Annotated in this window: 17 protein-coding genes; 7 read left to right on the top strand and 10 right to left on the bottom strand. The window is 40.0% G+C overall.

The features are described 5' to 3' along the window. Positions 1-35: 35 nt before the first annotated feature. Positions 36-434: an 8-oxo-dGTP diphosphatase MutT gene (mutT, locus tag BW139_RS04570; RefSeq protein ID WP_076918853.1), complete on the top strand. Its 399-nt coding sequence runs from the start codon at positions 36-38 to the stop codon at positions 432-434. A 96-nt stretch (positions 435-530) separates the two neighbouring features. Here the strand turns inward: mutT and BW139_RS04565 are convergent, their stop codons facing one another. The 3 genes from BW139_RS04565 to pmbA all read right to left on the bottom strand — a co-directional run bounded on the left by BW139_RS04565 (position 531) and on the right by pmbA (position 5,017). Next, complete coding sequence (locus BW139_RS04565; RefSeq protein ID WP_076918852.1) at positions 531-2,603, bottom strand: M13 family metallopeptidase; 2,073 nt, start codon at positions 2,601-2,603, stop codon at positions 531-533. 475 nt (positions 2,604-3,078) lie between these two features. Beyond that, positions 3,079-3,558 carry a DUF721 domain-containing protein gene (locus BW139_RS04560; protein ID WP_008114984.1) on the bottom strand — a complete coding sequence of 160 codons (480 nt, stop codon included), beginning with the start codon at positions 3,556-3,558 and terminating at the stop codon, positions 3,079-3,081. Between the two features lie 109 nt (positions 3,559-3,667). Beyond that, complete coding sequence (gene pmbA, locus BW139_RS04555) at positions 3,668-5,017, bottom strand: metalloprotease PmbA (RefSeq protein ID WP_008114983.1); 1,350 nt, start codon at positions 5,015-5,017, stop codon at positions 3,668-3,670. 145 nt (positions 5,018-5,162) lie between these two features. Between pmbA and yjgA the strand changes: the two genes are divergently transcribed. Then, positions 5,163-5,687, top strand: coding sequence for a ribosome biogenesis factor YjgA (gene yjgA / locus BW139_RS04550; protein WP_008114981.1), 525 nt, complete (start codon positions 5,163-5,165; stop codon positions 5,685-5,687). Positions 5,688-5,803: 116 nt separating this feature from the next. Next, complete coding sequence (gene hemN / locus BW139_RS04545) at positions 5,804-7,177, top strand: oxygen-independent coproporphyrinogen III oxidase (protein WP_076918851.1); 1,374 nt, start codon at positions 5,804-5,806, stop codon at positions 7,175-7,177. Between the two features lie 58 nt (positions 7,178-7,235). Here hemN and BW139_RS04540 read toward each other — a convergent pair whose 3' ends face one another. The 3 genes from BW139_RS04540 to BW139_RS04530 all read right to left on the bottom strand — a co-directional run bounded on the left by BW139_RS04540 (position 7,236) and on the right by BW139_RS04530 (position 9,731). Then, complete coding sequence (locus BW139_RS04540; protein WP_076918850.1) at positions 7,236-7,751, bottom strand: DUF2489 domain-containing protein; 516 nt, start codon at positions 7,749-7,751, stop codon at positions 7,236-7,238. A gap of 12 nt (positions 7,752-7,763) precedes the next feature. Continuing rightward, positions 7,764-8,348, bottom strand: coding sequence for a Der GTPase-activating protein YihI (gene yihI / locus BW139_RS04535; protein WP_008112715.1), 585 nt, complete (start codon positions 8,346-8,348; stop codon positions 7,764-7,766). Between the two features lie 750 nt (positions 8,349-9,098). Further along, on the bottom strand, positions 9,099-9,731 hold the full coding sequence (locus BW139_RS04530; protein WP_008112717.1) for a cytochrome c: 633 nt from the start codon (positions 9,729-9,731) through the stop codon (positions 9,099-9,101). A 281-nt stretch (positions 9,732-10,012) separates the two neighbouring features. On the opposite strand from BW139_RS04530, the gene yihA reads away from it, so the two are divergent. Then, a complete protein-coding gene (gene yihA / locus BW139_RS04525; protein ID WP_008112719.1) occupies positions 10,013-10,654 on the top strand; it encodes a ribosome biogenesis GTP-binding protein YihA/YsxC in 642 nt (213 codons plus the stop codon). On the opposite strand, the gene BW139_RS04520 is transcribed toward yihA, so the two are convergent. The 3 genes from BW139_RS04520 to polA form a co-directional block, all read right to left on the bottom strand. Further along, positions 10,655-11,173, bottom strand: coding sequence for a DUF1285 domain-containing protein (locus BW139_RS04520; protein WP_076918849.1), 519 nt, complete (start codon positions 11,171-11,173; stop codon positions 10,655-10,657). It lies immediately after the preceding gene. Beyond that, complete coding sequence (locus BW139_RS04515) at positions 11,170-11,757, bottom strand: YceI family protein (protein WP_055012277.1); 588 nt, start codon at positions 11,755-11,757, stop codon at positions 11,170-11,172. The genes BW139_RS04520 and BW139_RS04515 overlap by 4 nt, the downstream gene beginning before the upstream one ends. A 497-nt stretch (positions 11,758-12,254) precedes the next feature. Continuing rightward, entirely contained in the window at positions 12,255-14,990 is a 2,736-nt protein-coding gene (gene polA, locus BW139_RS04510; protein ID WP_076918848.1) for a DNA polymerase I, read from the bottom strand. A 510-nt stretch (positions 14,991-15,500) separates the two neighbouring features. Between polA and elbB the strand changes: the two genes are divergently transcribed. The 3 genes from elbB (at position 15,501) to BW139_RS04495 (ending at position 19,488) form a co-directional block, all read left to right on the top strand. Further along, positions 15,501-16,148, top strand: coding sequence for an isoprenoid biosynthesis glyoxalase ElbB (gene elbB, locus BW139_RS04505; protein ID WP_175611399.1), 648 nt, complete (start codon positions 15,501-15,503; stop codon positions 16,146-16,148). 204 nt (positions 16,149-16,352) lie between these two features. Further along, positions 16,353-16,745, top strand: coding sequence for a cytochrome c5 family protein (locus BW139_RS04500; RefSeq protein WP_008112730.1), 393 nt, complete (start codon positions 16,353-16,355; stop codon positions 16,743-16,745). A 178-nt stretch (positions 16,746-16,923) separates the two neighbouring features. Further along, complete coding sequence (locus BW139_RS04495) at positions 16,924-19,488, top strand: diguanylate cyclase domain-containing protein (RefSeq protein ID WP_076918846.1); 2,565 nt, start codon at positions 16,924-16,926, stop codon at positions 19,486-19,488. Positions 19,489-19,501: 13 nt separating this feature from the next. On the opposite strand, the gene rep is transcribed toward BW139_RS04495, so the two are convergent. Next, positions 19,502-21,520: a DNA helicase Rep gene (rep, locus tag BW139_RS04490; RefSeq protein WP_076918845.1), complete on the bottom strand. Its 2,019-nt coding sequence runs from the start codon at positions 21,518-21,520 to the stop codon at positions 19,502-19,504. Between the last annotated feature and the right edge of the window lie 54 nt (positions 21,521-21,574).

Genomic DNA, 21,574 nt, shown 5'->3' with positions numbered 1-21,574 from the left:
GCGTCGCTTTTTTTATGCTATTTAAGGGAGAGGTAATGACTAAAGTAATCATCAATGTTGCTGTGGGTGTAATTAAAAAAAATAACAATTTGTTTATTTGTAAACGTGCAGATGAGCAACATCAAGGTGGGTTATGGGAGTTTCCTGGTGGCAAAGTTGAAGCCGGAGAAAGTGTGTTTCAAGCCCTAAAACGTGAACTGCTAGAAGAAGTAGGGCTGACTATTCATAGTTCAAGCGAACTTATCACTATAGAGCATGACTATGGCGATAAATGCGTACGACTTAATGTGCATGTGGTCAGTAACTTTAACGGTCAAGCTTATGGCGCAGAAGGGCAACCAAGCGAATGGGTAGGCATTGACGAACTTGATAACTATGATTTTCCTGCTGCTAATGTTGAGATAATCAGCGCCATAAAAACGAAATATAGCTAGTTTTATCATCAAGTATATAAGTAACTAAAAAGCCAGTGAACATGATGCTCACTGGCTTTTTATTTTGCGATTAGTTTAAGCTAATTTTAGCTTAAATTACCAAATTTTTACGCGATCTTCAGGCTTGATATACATTTTATCGCCCTCTTTAACATCAAACGCTTGGTAAAATTCTGGCATGTTCGACAAAATACCAATTACGCGATAATGACTCGGTGAATGTGAATCGGTCATTAAACGATTACGTAGCGCCTCATCACGGTATTTACGACGCCAAATTTGCGACCAGCCCATAAAGAAGCGTTGGTCGCCCGTATAGCCTTCAATAATGGGCGCTTTCGAATCACCCAGCGATAGCTGATACGCTTTATAAGCGACGGTTAAGCCGCCTAAATCACCAATGTTTTCACCCAGTGTCAGCTCACCATTAACGCTGGCATCTTCAAACGGTTTATATTGATTATACTGTGCAACTAAGGCAGCACTTCGCTGTTCAAACTGCTTAAGGTCTGACTCGCTCCACCAATTACGTAAATTGCCATCACCGTCGTATTTTGCACCTTGGTCGTCAAAGCCATGGCCTAACTCATGGCCAATAACCGCACCAATAGCACCATAGTTAACTGCATCATCAGCTTCTAAATTAAAGAAAGGAGGCTGCAGAATCGCTGCAGGGAATACTATCTCGTTATTCACTGGATTGTAGTAAGCATTCACTGTTTGTGGCGTCATATGCCACTCAGAGCGATCAACTGGCTTACCTAATTTAGCAACCATATCCGCATAAGCCCATTCACTGTAGCGAATATAATTACCAACCAGTTCATCAGGGTTAATCGCTAAATCTGAGTAATCTTTCCATTTATCTGGGTAACCAATTTTAGGGGTAAACTTATTGAGTTTTTCTTGCGCCGCCACTTTTGTTTCAGGGCTCATCCACTCAAGGTTTTCAATTGCCACTGAATAACCTTTGATTACGTTATCAACTAACTCTTCCATACGCGCTTTGGCTTCTGGTGGGAAGTTTTCTTTAACGTAGACTTTACCTAAAATTTCACCCAGTACACTGTTTGATGCATCAACGGCTTGCTTCCAAAGTGGTGCTTGCTCTTCAACACCACGCAACGTGGTGCTGTAAAAATTAAACTTCAAATCCACTAAATCTTTATTAAGTAGCTGCGCGTAATTACTAACAAAATGGAATTTTAAATAGTTTTGCCAAACAGCTAAGTCAGTATTGTTGAAAATCTCTGCAAATTTTTCAAAGTAACTTGGTTGGCGCACAATTAACTCTTGAGCATCAACGCCAACTGCTTCGAAATAGGCATTTAAATCAAACTCACCCATTAGCGAGTTAGCTTCAGCTACCGTCATTTTATTGTATGACTTAGTTGCATCACGGCTTTGCACTCGGCTCCACTGTGCATCAGCAAGTGTCGTTTCAAGTGCTAATATCGCTTTGGCTGCATCAGCGGCATTATTAACGCCAGCTTTAGCTAAAATATCGGTGATATACGTTTGATAAGCCGCGCGAATTTTTGTGAATTTTTCATCATCTTTTAAATAGTAGTCGCGGTCAGGTAAACCAAGTCCCGCTTGATAGGCATATAAAGCATTTTCACTAGAGTTTTTAGCATCATTATTTACATACCAACCAAACGGTAAGTCCCCGCCTTTTACTTGTAACTGCGCCATTAACGTCACTAAGTCAGCTTTATTAGTCACTTTATCAATGTCCGACAATGACTCTTTAAGCGGAGTAATACCAAGCTCTTCACGCGCATTTTTGGCCATATAACTGGTATAAAAAGCCCCCAACTTATACTCATCACTGCCCACTTCTGCATCAGCATTAGTCGCAGCGCGCTCAAGTACCGTCTTCATTGCTTTTTGTGATTCATCATATAACTGAGAGAAGGATCCATAGTTAGACTTATCACCTGGAATTTCGGTTTTTGCTAACCATTGACCATTAACATGATAATAAAAATCATCCTGTGCACGAACACTTTCATCCATATTTTGTAAATCAACACCTAGCGCACCTGGGGTTGCAACAGGTGCAGTCACTGTTGTTGCTTCTGCTTTCATTTGTTGTGGCTTTTCACCGCAGCCAACTAAACCTAACGCCAGTGCTATACTAGCGGCAGTTATGGTTATTTTTTGCATAAGGATCCCGTATATTAATTAATATAAATACGCATTTCATTAAGCTTTATGGGATACATGTAACTTAATAAAATACGTATTGCGAGCACCTTAAATAAAGGCACTGATCCAGCATCATAAACCTGATTTAAATAACAATAAAATCGAATATGTAACAAAGTATTTTACGCTTCTTCAGAGCGAGAAAAGGAGTTTAGGGTCTGTTGACCTTTGTGGATTGAAATTTGTTCAAACTAGGAGCGGTTTAATCGCGGCGCGAGGTTTGTAACCTAGTGGGCTAAGTCAAAACCGAGCAACAAAGAGTAAATCGCCCCTAGGCAGAACCCTTCGGGCAGCGCCTGTTTGGTATTGATGCTGCGTTATCGCCTATTTATGGGGAATAACCACACCACATAGGCTCTGCCTTGCCTTAAAACCAAACAGACTGCTACAAATTTAATCTTAAAAGGTCAACAGACCCTAGTGCGAGGGCTAGCTAGGGCTTATTTTTACCGTGCAAAGCCAAGCGCTGAAGCTTTTCTTTTAATGACGGAGGCGCAGAATCGGCGATAGCATTTAAATAATCAGCCGTTTGTTCACTCATTGTAAGGGAGTTCGTTGGTTTGCCATCAACCGCTTTAGGTCGGGTGCTTAATCGTTGAGTTGCTTGTGGATTGGCGGTAATTTTTATTTGCCCAAGCTCTGCCATACCAGCTGCTCTAAAATGAGACTGCATATCCATTTTTAAATAGTTAAGTCGAAGTGCAATAGGAGCAGAAACAGCCTCGATCATCAGCGTACCATCACGATAATTACTTACTCGGCATTTATCGCCTAGCTTAGGGCCTAAGAAATCGCGTAACAACTGTTGCTGTGTATCCAGTGCTTGGCTTTTTCCCGCATAGGCTGCTAAACGGTTGTTCAGCCCGGCCATAATGTCGGTTAATGGTTTTGGCGCATATCTATCTTTAGCCATATCACACCTTAAAAACATCAAAAGAAAGTTTGCTTAAATTAAGCTTAATTTAAGCAAACAAAGTGGGGTTATACCAATTCGCTAAATTAAGTACTATTGCAGTTCGGTATTAAGCACCCGCGACTTGCATTTGTTCAATCAGTACCGAGCCCGTTTGAATACCACCACGTCGCTCTATATCGCCACCAATGGCTGAAATACCTTTAAACATATCTTTTAAATTACCAGCAATGGTAATTTCACTTACTGGGTACTGTATTTCACCATTTTCAACCCAAAAACCCGCAGCACCGCGAGAGTAGTCACCGGTCACGGTATTTACACCCTGCCCCATAAGTTCAGTGACTAATAAACCTGTGCCCATGGTTTTTAATAGTGCGGCTAAATCCTGATGGGTTTGTTCAACTAACCAGTTGTGGATACCACCGGCATGACCTGTTGGCGTCATATTCATTTTACGCGCTGCGTAGCTCGCTAGTAAATACGTTTGCAACTCACCACCGTGTATTATTTCTCTGTCGAGGGTTTTAACCCCTTCACTATCAAATGGTGATGATGCTAACCCTTTTAGTAGGTGTGGGCGCTCTGAAATATTAACGGTTTTGCTAAAAACTTGCGTACCTAAGCTGTCCAGTAAAAAGCTGGATTTACGGTACAGTGCGCCACCACCAATCGCTGACACTAAATGACCAAATAATGAGTTAGCAATATCGGCTCTAAAAATAACCGGTACTTTCATAGTACCTAGTTTTTGGCTGTTTAGTTTTGCTAGGGTTTCTGCTGCTGCTTCAAGCCCAACACTTGCAGCGTCTTTTAGTCCTGCTTGATCGCGGGAAATCGTATAGGCTGAGTCGCGCTGCATATGCTCGCCCTCTTTGCCTATTACCATAGTGCTTATGCTATGACGTGTACGCGGATAACCGGCGATTAAACCATGACTATTACCATACACGCGCAGCCCTTGGTGCGAAGAAAAGCTAGCACCATCAGAGTTCACAATTCGCTCATCCGCATTTAATGCGGCTTGCTCTGCAGCATGACATAAGTCGATTCCTTGCTCAGGGCTTACATCCCAAGGGTGAAATAAGTCTAAATCTTTAGGCGAAAACTCAAGCAATTCTTTATCAGCAATACCATTACACGGATCATCTGAGGTGAATTTAGCAATATCTATGGCTTTTTCGACCACAGAGCGCAATGTTTTTGGATTTAAATCAGCCGTTGAAGCAGAGCCTTTGTTATTACCAACATACACACTAATGCCTAAACCACCGTCTTGGTTAAACTCAATGGTTTCTACTTCGCCCATGCGCGTACTTACCGATAGTCCTGAAGTGCTCGACATAGCAGCTTCTGCAGCGGTAGCGCCTAGCTTTTTAGCGTGTTCAAGTACTTCTGAAACGGCGTCTTTTACTTGAGAAATTTGCGAATAAATTGGATCTTGGTGTTGGCTTTTCATAAATTCTGTCCTGAGCCCTGAAGGCCATGTTGCACACATTTTTTATATTTAAATGCTAACACACTCACTGCACCACATCAGCTAATATTAATCACTAAAAGAATCGCGTATAATAGATGAAGTTATTTTTATTTAAGAGCACCCCATGGCGAAGAAAAAAGGCAAGCCTGCTGAAATTGAAGAAGAAATTATATATGTATCAAAAAGTGAACTTAAGCGTGAAGCGCAAGAGTTTCATCAGTTAGGATCTGAAATTGCCAAAATGGGTAAAAAGCAGCGCGAACGCTTGCCGCTCAATGATGACTTAAAAGAAGCAATGGTAGTTGCCGATAAAATTAGTAACAAAAGTGATGCCTACCGCCGCCACTTAAATTACATTGCAAAAACGCTTCGTACCGTAGAAAACATTGAAGATATTAAAGCGATCATTGATGTAATGCTTAATAAAAATAACCAAGCAGAGGTTATGATCAAAAAAATTGAGCAGCTGCGCAGTGATTTAATTGAGCAAGGCGATGACTTGATCAACGAAACCATTGAGCAATACCCTGCTCTTGAGCGCCAAAAAATGCGCCAAATGGTGCGAAATGCGGCTAAAGAAGTAAAAGCAGAAAAACCAGCCAAAGGCTACAAAGAGCTATTTCAGTATTTAAAAGACGCCATTATGTAACGCAGCTGCGTTACATACTAAAAAGGTGCTGCGGCACCTTTTTTTGTTGTAGATCAAAACCTCCTCCCCTTTCCTTTTTTACAATACGCAGCAACTTAAAAGATAAGGTGCGCGTGATGATTAAACTTCCTCAATGGGATCAAACTTTAATAAACAAATACAATGTATCGGGCCCGCGTTACACGTCTTACCCGACAGCACTTTCATTAGCTGACGGCTACCAGCAACAAGATTTGATCAGTGCTATTGAATCATCGCAAACCCGTGCTTTGTCTTTGTATATTCACATCCCTTTTTGTAGCCAGCTTTGCTATTACTGTGGCTGTAATAAAGTTATTACTCGCCATCAATCTAAAGCCGATACCTACTTAGATTTTTTAGCTAAAGAAATCGCGGCACAAGCGCCGCTATTTCAAGACTATCGGGTCGAACAATTACATTTAGGTGGCGGTACTCCAACCTTTTTAACCGCAGCCCAAATAACTCGCTTAGTAAAGCTACTAGAGCAACACTTTAACTTTAGCGATACCTGTGAGCGCGGTATAGAAATAGACCCTCGCTCACTGGCTGACAATATGCTGATTGACTTAAGCGAAATGGGATTTAATCGTGTGTCGTTTGGTATTCAAGACTTTAATGATCAGGTTCAGCTAGCTGTTAACCGCCCTCAACATGTTGATGAGGTAAAGCAGTTAATTACCCAAGCAAAACAATTGGGTTTTAAATCAATTAATGCAGATATGATTTATGGGCTGCCACTGCAAACACCTGAAAGCTTTCAGCAAACTATTGAGCAACTGATTGCCTTAGACCCCGACCGTGTTTCAGTATTTAACTATGCTCATTTACCTGAGCGCTTTGCCGCTCAACGTAAAATAAAAGATGCTGATTTACCTAGTGCCCATAATAAGCTCACTATGTTCAAAAATACCCTAGAGCAAATGACCCAAGCGGGCTATCAGTTTATAGGTATGGACCACTTTGCAAAAGTTGATAATGAATTGGCCATTGCTCAAAATAGCGGCCAACTGCATCGTAACTTTCAAGGTTACACTACCCATGGAGAATGTGATTTACTCGGCTTAGGGGTCTCGTCTATTTCGCAAATAGGTACGGCCATATTACAAAATAAAAAAGAGCTAAAACACTATTACCAAGCAGTCGACGAGCAAGCAGGAAGTGCCATTAATAAAGGGATGCATTTAACACTAGATGACCTTATTCGTGCGGATGCAATTAAGCAGCTTATTTGCCAGTTTGAGCTTGATATGGGCCAATTTGCTAACCAACATAAGATAGACTTTAGCGATTACTTTAAAGATGCCTTAGAGGCGCTAGCACCATTAATTGCCGATGAGATGGTAACAATAGAAGATGACATCATTAAGGTGACGCCAAAAGGGAATTTATTTATTCGTATTATTTGTATGTGTTTTGATGCGCATTTACAAAAACAACTGAATGCGACGCGCTTTTCACGGGTTATATAATTTAAAACTAGCGCGCATAAAAAAAGCAGACCTAGGTCTGCTTTTTTATGCTGTAAAATTAATTAAAAACTACGTTTTCGCTGCCTTGTGCTGCTTTAAACTCAATAATGATTTTTTCACAGTCGGCTTTAATTTCGTCACTCAGTGATTCTTCCGCACGCCAACGAGCGGTATCTTGCTTAAAAATCTCTTTTTTAGCGTATTTTTTTCGCGAATCGTGAGTTGGCATTTCTTTTACCACATCGTACATTTTATAAATGCCTGGGTACGCAGTTGTTAAGTCGCGCTCAGTATCAAAACTATATTGCGACATCAGCACCCAAATACGTAAACAGCCCTCAGAGTAATCACACTGCTTTTCGTTCATCGCACGTGCAATTAAATGAATACTATCGGCTAGCTTTGCATTACGTTTTAAACGCGACTGCTTAAGCTTTTGCTGTTGCTCTGCCTGCTGTTTGCTAATTAGCTTTTTTTGCACATTTAGCTTGTAGAGCAACTGACCCGCATAAAATGCTAAGCCCGCTATAATAGCAGCACCTACAACTAAGGCTAAGATCACTGCTGTACTCATTATGTATCCTTATTACTTATCTTCGTCGTCATCTAGCCATTCATTAGCTAGATCGTTTGATAGGTATTGATCAAAATCTGAATTGCTTTCTTCATCACTGAAGTCATCTTCAAACTCTTCTTCATCTTCAATGCCTAATAACTTACACAGTACTTGGTGACGCGCTATACGGCTATTAAAGTATTTTGCATCTTTACCCGTTAGCATTTCACCTTGCTCATGACGCTCAACTAATTTAAGCAAGCGCTCATCGTTTTCAAGCGCTTCTAGCTCTTGCTCAGGCGTTAACTCAGGCTCAATCGCCTTTTTAAGCTCTGCTACAGGTTTAAGATTACGTTTCATTTCGACTTTTGGTTCAGCGGCTGGGGCAACTAATGGTACTGCTTTTTTACTACCAACACGCTTGTCTTTAGCAGCCGAACCTGTTTTTTGAGTGTCATTACTCAATGCATCAGGTGCATTACGTGAACCTGGCTTAGCGCCTTTGGTTTTCTTTACACGTTGCTCTTTCAATGCGCGCATCTCTTTAAGCTTATCTTGGCTTAAACGAACTGGCCCATTTGATGGAATTTTACGTGACTTTTTCTTTCTACTCATATCTTGATCGTCTCACTTAAGAGGTTTTGAGCGAGGCGCAACTCAATGGGCATCGCGATGCTGGCCTAGCCAGAAGAATTCGGTTTGCGTTTTAGAGGTTGGGCTTCTCTATATACGCCAAAGCATATTTAGATGCTTTTTTTAAACGGGGGGTATTGTAACAGGACAAATAAAAAGGCGGTAGAGAAAACATCTCTACCGCCTGCTAATCTGAGCGCCATTATATGGACACTTCTCCCTTCGACTTTTTAGTCTTTATTATTTTTATTATTATTTATCTATCCGTATTTTTATTATTTATCTTCCGTGTAGCATTCCATTTTGTTTTTATTATTAAACTTCCATGCGTTTTTTTATTATTTTCGGTCTTTCCTGACACTTTATTGTTATTTCCTTTAGTAGCACTCTCAATGTGCTATTTAGTCGTGCCGCGCTACTATCCTTATAACGTTTTCCTATTTGTTATTGTTGTTGCGACAGGGGTTAATTTACTCGTTAATAATTTTGTTACAACTAATTTATATCTTTTTTCTTAAGCTAAACATAAGGAAAAAGGCTAAAATATATAAATTACAGCAGGTTAACTTAAATAAAAAAAATAAAATGAGAATTTTCTTACACCAAAGCATGGTCAATGTCTTACAAGTGAGGGGGCTTTATCGGTCATAGCAGAAACAAAAAAAGCAGCTGAAGCTGCTTTTTTTCTAATTAACATTGTATTATGTTAACAATATCTAAATAAATACGACTTTAGTGTAGACCACCAAGGTATTTAGATAATGTTTCAATGTCTTTATCAGTTAGTTTCTTAGCAATGTCTTGCATAACACCGTTTAGGTCGTTATTACGAGTACCATCTCTGAACTGTTCAAGTTGTGACTTGATGTATTCTGGATGTTGAAAAGAAATTTTTGGGAATTTAGCTAATGAAGATCCATTACCACGAGGACCATGACAAGCCGCACATGATGGAATTCCGCGTTCAGCGTCACCCGCTTTGTATAACATGGCGCCTGTTTCTTGAACATCTTTAGGTGTAGCACCTTCTGACATATTCAAAGAAGCAAAGTAAGCAGACAAGTCTTTCATATCTTGATCGCTCAATGGCATTGCCATACCGCTCATTACTGGATTCATACGACCTTCTTTACCGCCTGAGGTCATACCTAATTTAAATTCAGTAAGTTGCTTGTATATGTAATCTGCGTGTTGGCCTGCAATTTTTGGGTAGATGTTAACCGGCGCATTACCGTCTGGGCCGTGACAAGCCGCACACGTTGCTGATTTTTCTTTACCTGCGTTTACATCGCCATCAAATGCTGTTGCGTTGCTTGCTGACAACGCACCAAGCAATATAGTTAAAGATAGTGCTATTTTTTTCATGGTGAATTCTCTGTTTCCGACCCTGTATCATCTACAATATGGATGTTGTGATTTTTATATTCTACACGATATTAAATTCTCTGGCACGTTTTCTACACACATTAAACCTATAAATTATAGGGTTTTGAGTAAAATTAATCGCCAAGCCAGTTAAAATGTACCATCAGCAATGATTTTACATGCTCAAATACACTTTTTAATAGCTACTTTATAGTATAAAATACGCGCCACGGGTGAATTTGGTTTACCCAATGTTATTTTTTTAAGTTTTAGGAGAGCCTGTGCTCAAATCTCGTATCAAGTATAACACTGCGTCTTTTGTTACAAGCGCGCCAGACATCACTAAATTACCTGCTGATACGGGAATTGAAGTCGCGTTTGCCGGTCGCTCTAATGCAGGTAAGTCAAGTGCGCTTAATGCTCTAACCGATCAAAAATTGGCCCGCACTAGTAAAACACCGGGTCGTACTCAGCTGATCAACACGTTTGAACTTGCCGATGTAGATGACATGCGCCTAATTGACTTACCAGGTTATGGCTTTGCCAAAGTGCCTATTGAAATGAAAAAGAAATGGCAAAAATCGTTAGGCGAATACCTACAAAAGCGTCAAAGCTTAAAAGGCATTGTGGTATTAATGGATATTCGTCACCCATTGAAAGATTTAGACCGCGATTTAATTAATTGGGCTGTAGGTAGTGAAATTCCAGTATTAGCATTATTAACTAAAGCTGATAAGTTAAAGCAAGGTCCACGTAAATCACAGGTACTTAGTGTTCGTCGTGAATTGAGTGAATTAGATGGCGATATAACAGTTCATGCCTTTTCATCGCTTAAAGGCACTGGTTTACCAGAAGTCGCTAAAAAGTTAGATGAGTGGTACTTAGGCCCTATCGTAGCAATTCCACCCGCCGACGCAGAGTAATTACCCTAAATAAAACCGCTCATTCGCGGAAGTAATAAAATAGCCGAGCTCATCTGCTTCGGCTATTTCAGCCCACTGATAAAACACATTTCTGGCAATTCGTGCAAAACAGCCATGGGGTAATTGCATATAAGGCACTGCGCCGCCTTTGTAGTCATCGATATAAAGTGGTTCTGCATGACTTAATAACCAGGTACGCTGTAGATTATCAATACAACAAATAACATCGCCGTCAGATGTCGACTCACGATGCCAACTTACAATAATAAATGGCGCATCCTTAACCTCAATCGCAATTTTCTCTACTGGCGTTTTTAAATAAAACTGTCCATCTTCGCGGCACAACACACTAGCAAACAGCTTTATCATGGCTTGGCGGGTAATTTCACTACCCGCATAAAACCATTTACCTTGCTCGTCAATCAGCAGTGGCAATTGCCCGCAATGAGCAGGCTGCCATTGTTCAAAAGGTTTACTTGGCTCGCTTAGTTGCTTACTAAGTTCGTTAAGTGAAATCACTGTTTTTTAAAGGTCAGTGCAAAAGTAACCGGTACTGCAGTAGCAATCGAAGGTAAGCCGGCTAGTTTTTGTAACTGCATTATCCCTTCGGTGACTTTAAAGTCATCGCTATTAATAATAATAGGCGTGAATGATGCTACGCTTAAATCCCCGTTTTCCGCACTACTAACAAGTACATCAACTGCAAGTGGCTTTTTATGACCGTGAAAGTCTAGCTCGGCGCTAACACCTTTTAATACGTACTGCCCAGGCTGCTTAATAAGTGACAATTTATCAGATAAGTCAGCGGTTAATACTGCATTTGCAAAAGTGTCAGATTCAAACAAAATTTTGCTTAGGCGCTCGTTACGAATAGGAATAAACGTTTCAGCTGAGGTTAAATCAACATTTACGCTAAACTGACCTTGCTCACTCAATTGCCCTGATAACTGAGTAAAATGGCTTGCCTCAGCAATGCTATTTTTTTTAATTGAGACAAAACTTAATTGGCTTTTATCGTTGAGTAACTGCCAGTTTGCCGATGCAACACCTGAAACTAGTAAACATGATAAAGATAAACCTGCTACAGCTAACGTTTTAAACATAATGCACTCCTAAAATAAAAGATTTATACCCGAAAAAATAATACTTTGATCAGTCAAATTGAAAATCACTAATACGCTGAGGTAAAAAGAAAACGCCCAGTAAACTGATGGTATCACTTGAAACGCTAAGTGCAATTAGAGAATAAATTTAACGCTTAGGAGTAAAGCTATAAAAAAACGGCCCATCAAATATATGATAGGCCAATATAGCAAACTGGGGAGAAGCTATCAATACGTTGCATCTTACGATGCATCATCAACAGGATGTCCTACAGGATGAGGACGGGCGGCACTTTACCAAAAGCAAGCGTAAAAATACAAGCATATTATCGATATTCGAAGCGAATTGACGAACCTCTAACGATTTAATACAAACTGCTGTTTAAATTAACTTTTTTTTAACCTACAAGCTAAAAGAAAAGCGCCTATTGGCGCTTTTAAATAATTCTTTTTAACTTTTGTGTTTACCTAAGACAAGGCATCCTTGGCATACCAAATTAGTGCGCTTGTTCCCAGTTATCACCTTCGTCAGCTTCAACTATAAGTGGTACATCTAACTGCGCCGCTTGTGACATCAGCTCACAAATTTGCTGAGTGTATTGCTCAGTGCACTCTGTTTTAATCTCAAATACCAATTCATCGTGTACCTGCATAAGTAGCTTAACCGTATTAGGCGCTTGCTGGTTAACCCATGCATGTACTGTTAACATGGCTTTTTTAATAATATCGGCAGCAGTGCCTTGCATAGGGGCATTAATTGCTGCGCGCTCAGCGCCTTTGCGGCGTGCTCCATTGCGGGCATTTATTTCTGGTAAATGTAAACGGCGGCCAAAAATAGTTTCTACGTAACCATTTTCTGCTGCTTTTTCACGGGTCGTTTCCATGTATTCTAAAACACCTGGGAAACGCTCAAAATATTTATCAATATAATGCTGCGCTTCATGGCGTGGTACATCAAGTTGACGTGCCAGACCAAATGCCGACATGCCATAAATTAAGCCAAAGTTAACGGCTTTAGCTTTACGGCGCATATCAGATGTAACCTCTTCAAGCTCAACTCCAAATACCTCAGCAGCTGTAGCGCTATGCACATCTAAGCCATTTGCAAAGGCATTGAGCAACCCTTTATCTTGTGAAAGATGCGCCATAATACGCAGCTCTATTTGGCTGTAATCGGCCGCCACAATTTTATATCCATCAGCAGCAATAAAGGCTTCACGAATACGGCGCCCTTCTTCTGAACGAATAGGAATATTTTGTAGGTTAGGATCGCTTGAACTTAATCGACCCGTTGCTGTTACCGCTTGATGATAAGAAGTATGCACACGCTTGGTTTGCTCATTCACGATCAGTGGTAATTTATCAGTATAAGTTGATTTAAGCTTAGATAAACCGCGATGCTCAATAATCACTTTAGGTAATGGGTAATCATGCGCTAACTCTTGCAGTACTTCTTCTGCTGTTGAAGGCGCGCCTTTGGGGGTTTTTTTGATAACGGGCAATTCTAGCTTTTCAAATAACAGTACTTGTAATTGCTTTGGCGAGCTTAAGTTAAACGGTTCGCCTGCAATTTCAAACGCCTCTTTTTCAAGCTCAAGTAATCGTTCACCTAAGCGTTGGCTATGCGCTGCTAACATATTGCTGTCGATAGCAACACCGGTGCGCTCAATGTCAGAAATAACGCTGACCAGTGGCATTTCTATATCTTCAAACACCGATTTAAGTTTTTCATCAGCCTCAAGTTTCGGCCACAATACTTGGTGTAAACGAAGCGTAATATCGGCATCTTCTGCGGCATATGGCGCCGCTTTTTCAAGCTCGATTTGATTAAACGTGAGCTGCTTTTTACCTTTACCAGCAATGTCTTCAAAGCTAATATTTTTGTGGCCTAAATATTTAAGTGCTAATGAGTCCATATCATGACGAGTACCTACGCTGTTAAAAACATAAGACTCCAACATAGTATCAAACTTAATACCATTTAATTCATAGCCAGCATTGGCAAGCACACTTTTATCGTATTTTAAATTTTGACCAACTTTAGCTTTATTTTCGTCAGCTAATATTGGCCCAAGCTTTTGCATCACAAATTCAAGGCTAAGCTGCTCAGGTGCGCCTGGGTAATCATGTGCAACCGGTAAGTAGGCGGCTTCCCCTGCTTTTACTGCGAAACTCATCCCTACCAACTGCGCTTTCATATACTCTAAACTGGTTGTTTCAGTATCAAAAGCAAATAGCTCAGCTTCATTGAGCTGCTCTATCAATGTATTAAATTGGGCCTCAGTTAAAATCGTTTCATAGTGCGCATCTTCAACTTTTGGCAACTCATTCTCTTGGGTTGGAACTGCTAAATGTGTGTCAGCATCTTTTGGATTGTCTAGTAATTCAGCTAACCAGCGACGGAATTCGCACTCACCGTATAAGGCAATTAATTCGTCTTTATTAGGTGTTTGCAATTTAAAAGTATCAAGATCAGATTCAACTTCCACATCACATTTAATCGTGGCAAGCTCATAGCTTAACGGTAAATGATCAATCGCTTTTGCAAGCTTTTCACCTATTTTACCTTTAATATCAGCAGCATTATCAATTACGCCTTGAAGCGATCCGTACTTTTGTAACCATTTAACCGCTGTTTTAGGCCCACACCCTTCAACGCCAGGAATATTATCTACTTTATCGCCCATTAAAGCTAAATAATCGATAATAAGTTCAGGCCCAACACCAAACTTTTCAACCACAGTGTCGGGATCTGAAATACTATCAGTCATGGTATTGATCAAAGTGACATGCTCATTAACCAACTGCGCCATATCTTTATCACCAGTTGATACCAGTACATGGCGTTGTTGCTCAGAAGCAATACGTGCAAATGTACCAATCACGTCATCAGCTTCCACACCTTCAATACTAATTAATGGAAAACCCATCGCTTTGATAATGCTGTGCAGCGGCGCTATTTGGGTACGCAGATCATCAGGCATTGGTGGACGATTCGCTTTATATTCGCTGTACATGTCATTTCTAAAAGTTTTACCTTTAGCATCAAATACCACCACCATATGTGAGGGATCGTATTGTTTGATCAAACTTTTCAGCATGTTTACCACGCCATAAATAGCGCCGGTGGCTTCACCTTTAGAATTAGTTAAATGAGGTGGCGAATGATAAGCACGAAACAAATATGAAGAGCCATCAACAAGAACAAGCGGGTTTTCGGGGATCTGAGCCATGGTAAAATTGGATCCTAAATACAAAAAAGTAATATGAGTGTAAGCATGCCATAAGGCAGTAAATAAAACGACTGTGAATTAATGTGATTAAGGGCGCTACATTTTTAGCAACTTGTGGATAACTATGTAGATAACACCCACGAACGATTCATCCGAAACATAGTAAAATGCTTAGATTAGTTTGTAGTTTATTGTTTTATTTAAAAAAAGATAATTCGAGGTTCTTTTTTATTATTTTTTTATCAATGTGGAAAAGGCATTTAAACCGTTACTGGTGTTGTAACCCACTTTGATTATTTACGTCCATTTAAATAACTGGATGAGCATTCTAGCATAATGGATCAAAGATCATAGCGATCCTTTATAATTTTTTTCACCCTTACTAGTTATCAAATGGCATATAGCGCATAACAACTTACTTTGCGGCTAAAAAACCAGCAAATAAATTTTTAAATCGACTGATTCGTCGTGTTAAACTTTATTAAAGTGACTTCTATGGAGCAAAATAATATGAAAAATGTAGCGGTAATTTTAGCGGGTTGTGGCGTATTTGATGGCAGTGAAATTAATGAAGTAGTATTGACTTTATTACACATTGAAAAAAATAATGCTCAGTATCAGTGTTTTGCACCCGATATTACGCAGCACCATACCCTTAATCACATTACTGGTGAGGAAATGGCAGAGCCGCGTAATGTATTAGTAGAATCGGCTCGTATTACCCGTGGTAACATTAAATCACTAACAGAATTAGACGTTACACAATTTGACGCTTTAATTATCCCTGGCGGCTTTGGTGTAGCTAAAAACTTATCTGACTTTGCTATTAATGGCACTAACGCAAAAGTAAATGACGAGGTACTGAGCGCTTGTAAAGCATTTGCAAAAGCAAACAAAGCCACCGGCTATATGTGTATTGCACCCGCTTTATTACCATTCATTTATAATAAACCACAAATCACTATTGGTAATGATAGCGACACAGCCGATGTTTTAACTTCATTAGGCGCTGAGCATATTGAGTGTAAAGTGGATGATATTGTTATTGATAAAAACAATAAGCTAGTTACAACGCCTGCTTATATGTTGGCACAATCAATTATGGATGCCGATGTAGGAATCGAAAAACTAGTACGTAACGTATTGGCTATGAGTTAGTCGTAAGGGTTCTGATCGCATTTATATGCCTAATGATCCCGTTTTATCTTGGTAATTTATTGAGTTAGGACAATCATTAGTCGTATTTATAAATAAAATCGACTCTGAGCATTTTATAAATCACTGAGTGGAGTTATAATTGTTCTAAATTCCGTCATTTAAAATCGTGATTGATCACGTTCAAATTGAAGTGGGCAAGGCAAAATGAAAAAACTATCAGCTGCAGCATTACTTGTGCTAGCAACCACCGCATACGCACAGCCATATGATAACTCTATGACTGAAGATGCAATTAAAAAACGTTTAGCGCCTATTGGTGCTGTTTACCTTGAAGGTGAGAAAGTAGCGGTTGCTGCACCAACAGGTCCTCGTTCAGGCGAGCAAGTATATCAAGCAGCCTGTTTTGCTTGTCACGGCACAGGTGCTTTAGGCGCTCCTAAATCAGCTGACGATTGGGCTCCTCGTATCGCTAAAGGAAAAGACACCTTATTAGATCATGCGATCAATGGCTTTAATGCCATGCCACCGCGTGGAACGTGTATGGATTGTTCTGATGATGAAATAAGCGCAGCAATCGATTTCATGACCGCTAACTAAAATTAGCCAAGTCAAAATGCTTTAAATAAAAGGTTTACGTTTTAGTAAGCCTTTTTTGTTTCTAATTCATGAGTTTTAGCTACATAATTAAGAAAAATATCTACTTGACGCAAAATGTTAAAAGTGGAACTATAATGATTAATAACTATACAAAAAAATTATAACTGGTTAAACATCATTGGAAGATAAACTCACTGTACCTAATAGCGTAGTGCGCCAAAATAAACGACTAAAAGCACTATTAAAGAAGTACAAACATGCCTACCACCTCCACAATGCTCTGATACAATTATCAGAGCAGGCAAGTACTGTTGCCGAATTAACCTTACTCTACCCTGCTATTCATGACATTTTACAAAAGTATGTTCCGAGTAAAAGCTTTTATGTGGTATTGGTTGACCCCCAATCGCAACAGTTGGAATTGTCTTATTTCTCTGATGAAAAAGATGGTATTGCGGTGGCACTTAATCGAGATAATAATTTTGAAGAAGGCGCAACGGGTTACGTTTTCAAGCAAGGAAAAACCACTTACTTTACCAAACAGCAAATGCATGATGCTGCCCAACAAGGCTTATTTAGAGCATTAGGTACACCTGCAGAACATTGGGTAGGCGTCCCCGTTTACCAAGAAAAAAACATAATTGGCGTGTTAGCCGCGCAAAGTTACGACACACAACAAGGTTATAGTTCGCAACAAATCAACCTGCTTGAAGCCATGTCACTCTATTTAGCCACCGCAATTGAACGGGTTAAAAAACGAGAGTTACTCGAATCAGAAGTAAAACTAAGAACCCGGGCATTAACGCAAAGTAATGACGCATTAAACATTGAAATACAACAGCGAAAAAGTGCCTTGCAACGCCAGCAGATATTATTTAAAATTTCAGAGCTAACAACTCAAGCTAAAAACTTAGATGATGCTTATTTTCAAATACACGAAATAATAAAAACCATTACTTACGCGAAAAACCTTTATATTGCCTTCTATGATAAAGAATCGGGTTGGATCAGCTTTCCTTACAGTGTTGATGAATTTCAAGGCAGCACCCAACCAAGGCGTTTTGCAAAGGGTTATAGCGAACTGGTGATCAGCACCGAAGAAACACAAATAATTCACCCGCAAAGAGCGCAAGAGTTATTAAATAGCGGCATTGTAGAGCGTGAGAAACCAATTGATGAATCGAAGAGAGCCACCAGCTGGCTAGGTGCTCCGCTAAAAACCTCGCAAGGGGTTATAGGTTTAATTGTTTGCCAGGCTTATAATAATGAACACCTTTTCACACACGATGATGCAGAACTGATCACCTTTGTATCGCATCAAATTGCCACGGTGTTACAAACAAAATTAGCTTCACAGGCGCTAAAAAAGAGCCACCAAGAGCTTGCTTCACGGGTTGATGAAAAAACTAAAGAATTAAGCCAAGCAAATTTACATTTGCAAATGCAAATTGATGAGCGTAAAAAAATAGAACAACAGCTTTATCACGATGCTCATCACGACTCATTAACTGGCTTACCAAATCGGAATTTATTTTTAACTCAATTAGAAAAAACCCTACAGTATTATCAACGCCATAGCGATGAACACTTTGCAGTGCTGTTTATTGATCTTGATAAGTTTAAAGATATTAATGATCAACTCGGGCATCATGCCGGTGATGAGTTTTTAATTAGTGTTAGCAAATTATTCTCACAATGTATTCGTGAACATGACTTATTAGCGCGTTTAGGCGGAGATGAGTTTGTAGTATTACTGACCCACCTGACTGAGCCAAACCAGGCAGAAGATGTTGCCAATCGCATAATTAAAATTATGCAAAAGCCATTTTGTACTAAAGGTGTGTGTGTACAAAGTGGTGCCAGTATTGGGATTACCTACTCAAAGCAAAGCTATAAACATACCGATGAAATCATTCGCGACGCCGATGCAGCTATGTATTATGCTAAGAATTCAGGAAAAAACCGCTTCGAGTTATTTCACCCACTGCTCACTGAGCCTATGTTGCAACACGAGTCACAAACATTGCATCATCTTGATGTATTACCTATGACGTTTCGTAGTTCAGATATTATCACCTTAGATGAGCATTATCAGTGTGCATCGTTATTTGAGGCTTTTGGTGAACACCCAGTCCTTGGCTTTACCAGTTTTGATATTTTAAAGAAATTTGCGAATGATAAAGAACAACATACCAAAGTTGAACTACAACTCATCCAACAAGCTTATCAACAAGCACAAAATGCAGAGATAGCCGTTGCGCTATTGCCTTGCTCCAGTTTACTGTTAGAAGAGCATGAATTTTCTTTACTAAAAGCGACACTAAAACAACCGGTAAACAGTGACCAGCTTTGCTTATTATTTGATGAGCAGGAGCTGCGTTATGCCAGCGCACAGCAATTAGAGAACTTAAAACAACTTAAAAAGAACGGTTACTCGATTGGCTTGAACAATTTCGCAAAAGACAAATGCGAGCTTAATTTGCTGACTGAAATAGAGTGTGATTATTTACTGCTTAGCTCCACCTTCAGTAAACGAGTATTACAACAAGAAAGCTACGATTTACAGTTGCAGGGGGTGTTGGCTATTACTAAGCTTAAACAGATAAAAGTGATAGCTAAAGGCCCATCAATATTAAACTTTAGAGCTCTTTTAGATAAACACGGCATAAACCTATTCGTTGCTAAACAGCACCCACTAACCAGCGCTATACCAGCTACACTTAAAAACTCAGAATTAAAATAGCGCTAAACACACCTTATTGTGGCTTTTTAAGCATTGCTCTTAAGTTGGCAACCCGCGCTTGGCCTTTTTCCATCCGTTCAGCTTGGGTGTTAGGCGCTTTTTTGTTTTCAAAGGCTAAGTCATCTTGCGGTAACTCTTGCACAAACCGACTGAGTTCCGTTTGTGATGTTTCACCAAACTGACGACGGATTTTAGCATAGGTTAAGGTGAGCTCTTGTTGCGCGCGGGTGATTCCTACATACGCAAGGCGGCGTTCTTCATCCACATTATCTTCGTCAATGCTTACTTGGTGTGGTAACAATCCTTCTTCCATACCCACCATAAATACATAGGGATACTCGAGCCCTTTTGAGGCATGCAGCGTAAGTAATTGCACGGCATCAGCTTCATCTTCTTCTTCGTTTCGCTCAAGCATATCGCGCAGGGTCAACTTACTAACCACTTCAGCCAGTGTCATTGGCGGATTATCGGCATCACCTGTTAACATGTCTGTTATCCAGCGATACAGCTCCGAGACATTTTTCATCCGCATTTCGGCGGCTTTGGCACTTGGCGATGATTCATACAAGTAAGCTTCGTAATTAATATTACGCACTAAATCTTTAACCGCCTCCAGTGTATCACTGCGCACTGCGTTATCTGAAAGCTCAACCACCCACCTAGCAAACCCTGATAATGCATTTAAACCACGGCCTTTTAATCTATACCCTAAGTCATTATCAAAGCAGGTCGCAAACAAGCTTTGGTGTTTTTCATTAGCTAAGGTGCCGAGCTTTTCAAGCGTGACCGTACCTATTTCACGACGTGGCGTATTCACAATTCTTAAAAAAGCATTGTCATCATCTTGATTCACCAATAGACGCAAGTAAGCCATGATATCTTTAATTTCAGAACGTGAAAAAAACGACATCCCGCCACTAATTTTATACGGGATACGGTTACTCATTAACGACTTTTCAAAACCACGCGCTTGGTGGTTACCTCGGTACAAAATAGCGTAATCTTTATAGCTGGTACGTTTCATAAATTTATGAGAAATAATCTCTGCAACCACACGTTCTGATTCATGTTCTTCATCGCGACAACCAATGACTTTAATTTGCTCACCATAGCCCAACTCACTAAACAGCTTTTTTTCAAACTCATGGGGGTTATTTGCAATTAAGATATTGGCTGCTTTAAGAATGCGCCCAGCACTACGGTAGTTTTGTTCTAGTTTTATTAATCGAAGCCCAGGGTAATCTTTACTTAATAACACCAAGTTTTGTGGACGAGCACCACGCCAAGAGTAAATTGACTGATCGTCATCTCCCACCACAGTAAAGCGTGCTCGTTCGCCTACTAGTAATTTCACTAATTGATATTGGCTGGTATTGGTATCTTGATATTCATCTACTAATAAATAGCGAAAACGCTGTTGCCAACGCTCACGTGATGTAGCATTACTGCTTAAAAGCAGTGTGGGGATCATAATTAAATCATCAAAATCCAGCGCGTTATACGCTCTTAATTGATTTTGATAGCGCGCATAAAGCTGCGCAAATAAAGACTTTTGTGCATCGCGTGCTTCACCAATAGCTCGCTCTGGTAAAATGAGTTCATTCTTCCAGCTACCAATTTGCATTTTTAGCAGGTTCAATAGGTCTTTGTCTTTTTTAAGCTCGTCTTCGGTTAAATCAGCAAGTAATTGATTCGTATCTTGGTCGTCAAACAGCGAAAAACCAGGCTTAAAACCCAGTGTTTTTAACTCTTTTTTGATGATTTCAAGCCCAAGCGTATGAAAGGTAGACACCCATAAGCCTTTAGACTCTTGTTTGCCTAAGGTTTGCAAAACCCGCTCGCGCATTTCTTTAGCCGCTTTATTGGTAAAGGTAACCGCCGCAATATTACGCGCTTGATACTCACATTTCTGTACTAAGTACGCAATTTTGTTGGTGATAACTCGTGTTTTACCCGAGCCTGCGCCGGCTAATACTAAGCAAGGACCACTAATGTACTTTACCGCTTCATCTTGTTTAGGATTGAGTTTCATAACGACCAGCTGATTGCAAAAAGACGGGCAATTTTAACGTAATCACTACAATAC

The organism is Pseudoalteromonas sp. SK18 (assembly GCF_001974855.1).
GTDB lineage: Bacteria > Pseudomonadota > Gammaproteobacteria > Enterobacterales > Alteromonadaceae > Pseudoalteromonas.
Note: the sequence above shows the minus strand (reverse complement) of the source record. Positions and strands in the feature narration are given on the sequence as shown.

Bases quoted from the DNA above. Each gene is read 5' to 3' on its own strand.
- mutT (WP_076918853.1), top strand. From the start codon at position 36: ATGACTAAAGTAATCATCAATGTTGCTGTGGGTGTAATTAAAAAAAAT.
- BW139_RS04565 (WP_076918852.1), bottom strand. From the start codon at position 2,603: ATGCAAAAAATAACCATAACTGCCGCTAGTATAGCACTGGCGTTAGGT.
- BW139_RS04560 (WP_008114984.1), bottom strand. From the start codon at position 3,558: ATGGCTAAAGATAGATATGCGCCAAAACCATTAACCGACATTATGGCC.
- pmbA (WP_008114983.1), bottom strand. From the start codon at position 5,017: ATGAAAAGCCAACACCAAGATCCAATTTATTCGCAAATTTCTCAAGTA.
- yjgA (WP_008114981.1), top strand. From the start codon at position 5,163: ATGGCGAAGAAAAAAGGCAAGCCTGCTGAAATTGAAGAAGAAATTATA.
- hemN (WP_076918851.1), top strand. From the start codon at position 5,804: ATGATTAAACTTCCTCAATGGGATCAAACTTTAATAAACAAATACAAT.
- BW139_RS04540 (WP_076918850.1), bottom strand. From the start codon at position 7,751: ATGAGTACAGCAGTGATCTTAGCCTTAGTTGTAGGTGCTGCTATTATA.
- yihI (WP_008112715.1), bottom strand. From the start codon at position 8,348: ATGAGTAGAAAGAAAAAGTCACGTAAAATTCCATCAAATGGGCCAGTT.
- BW139_RS04530 (WP_008112717.1), bottom strand. From the start codon at position 9,731: ATGAAAAAAATAGCACTATCTTTAACTATATTGCTTGGTGCGTTGTCA.
- BW139_RS04515 (WP_055012277.1), bottom strand. From the start codon at position 11,757: ATGTTTAAAACGTTAGCTGTAGCAGGTTTATCTTTATCATGTTTACTA.
- polA (WP_076918848.1), bottom strand. From the start codon at position 14,990: ATGGCTCAGATCCCCGAAAACCCGCTTGTTCTTGTTGATGGCTCTTCA.
- elbB (WP_175611399.1), top strand. From the start codon at position 15,501: ATGAAAAATGTAGCGGTAATTTTAGCGGGTTGTGGCGTATTTGATGGC.
- BW139_RS04500 (WP_008112730.1), top strand. From the start codon at position 16,353: ATGAAAAAACTATCAGCTGCAGCATTACTTGTGCTAGCAACCACCGCA.
- rep (WP_076918845.1), bottom strand. From the start codon at position 21,520: ATGAAACTCAATCCTAAACAAGATGAAGCGGTAAAGTACATTAGTGGT.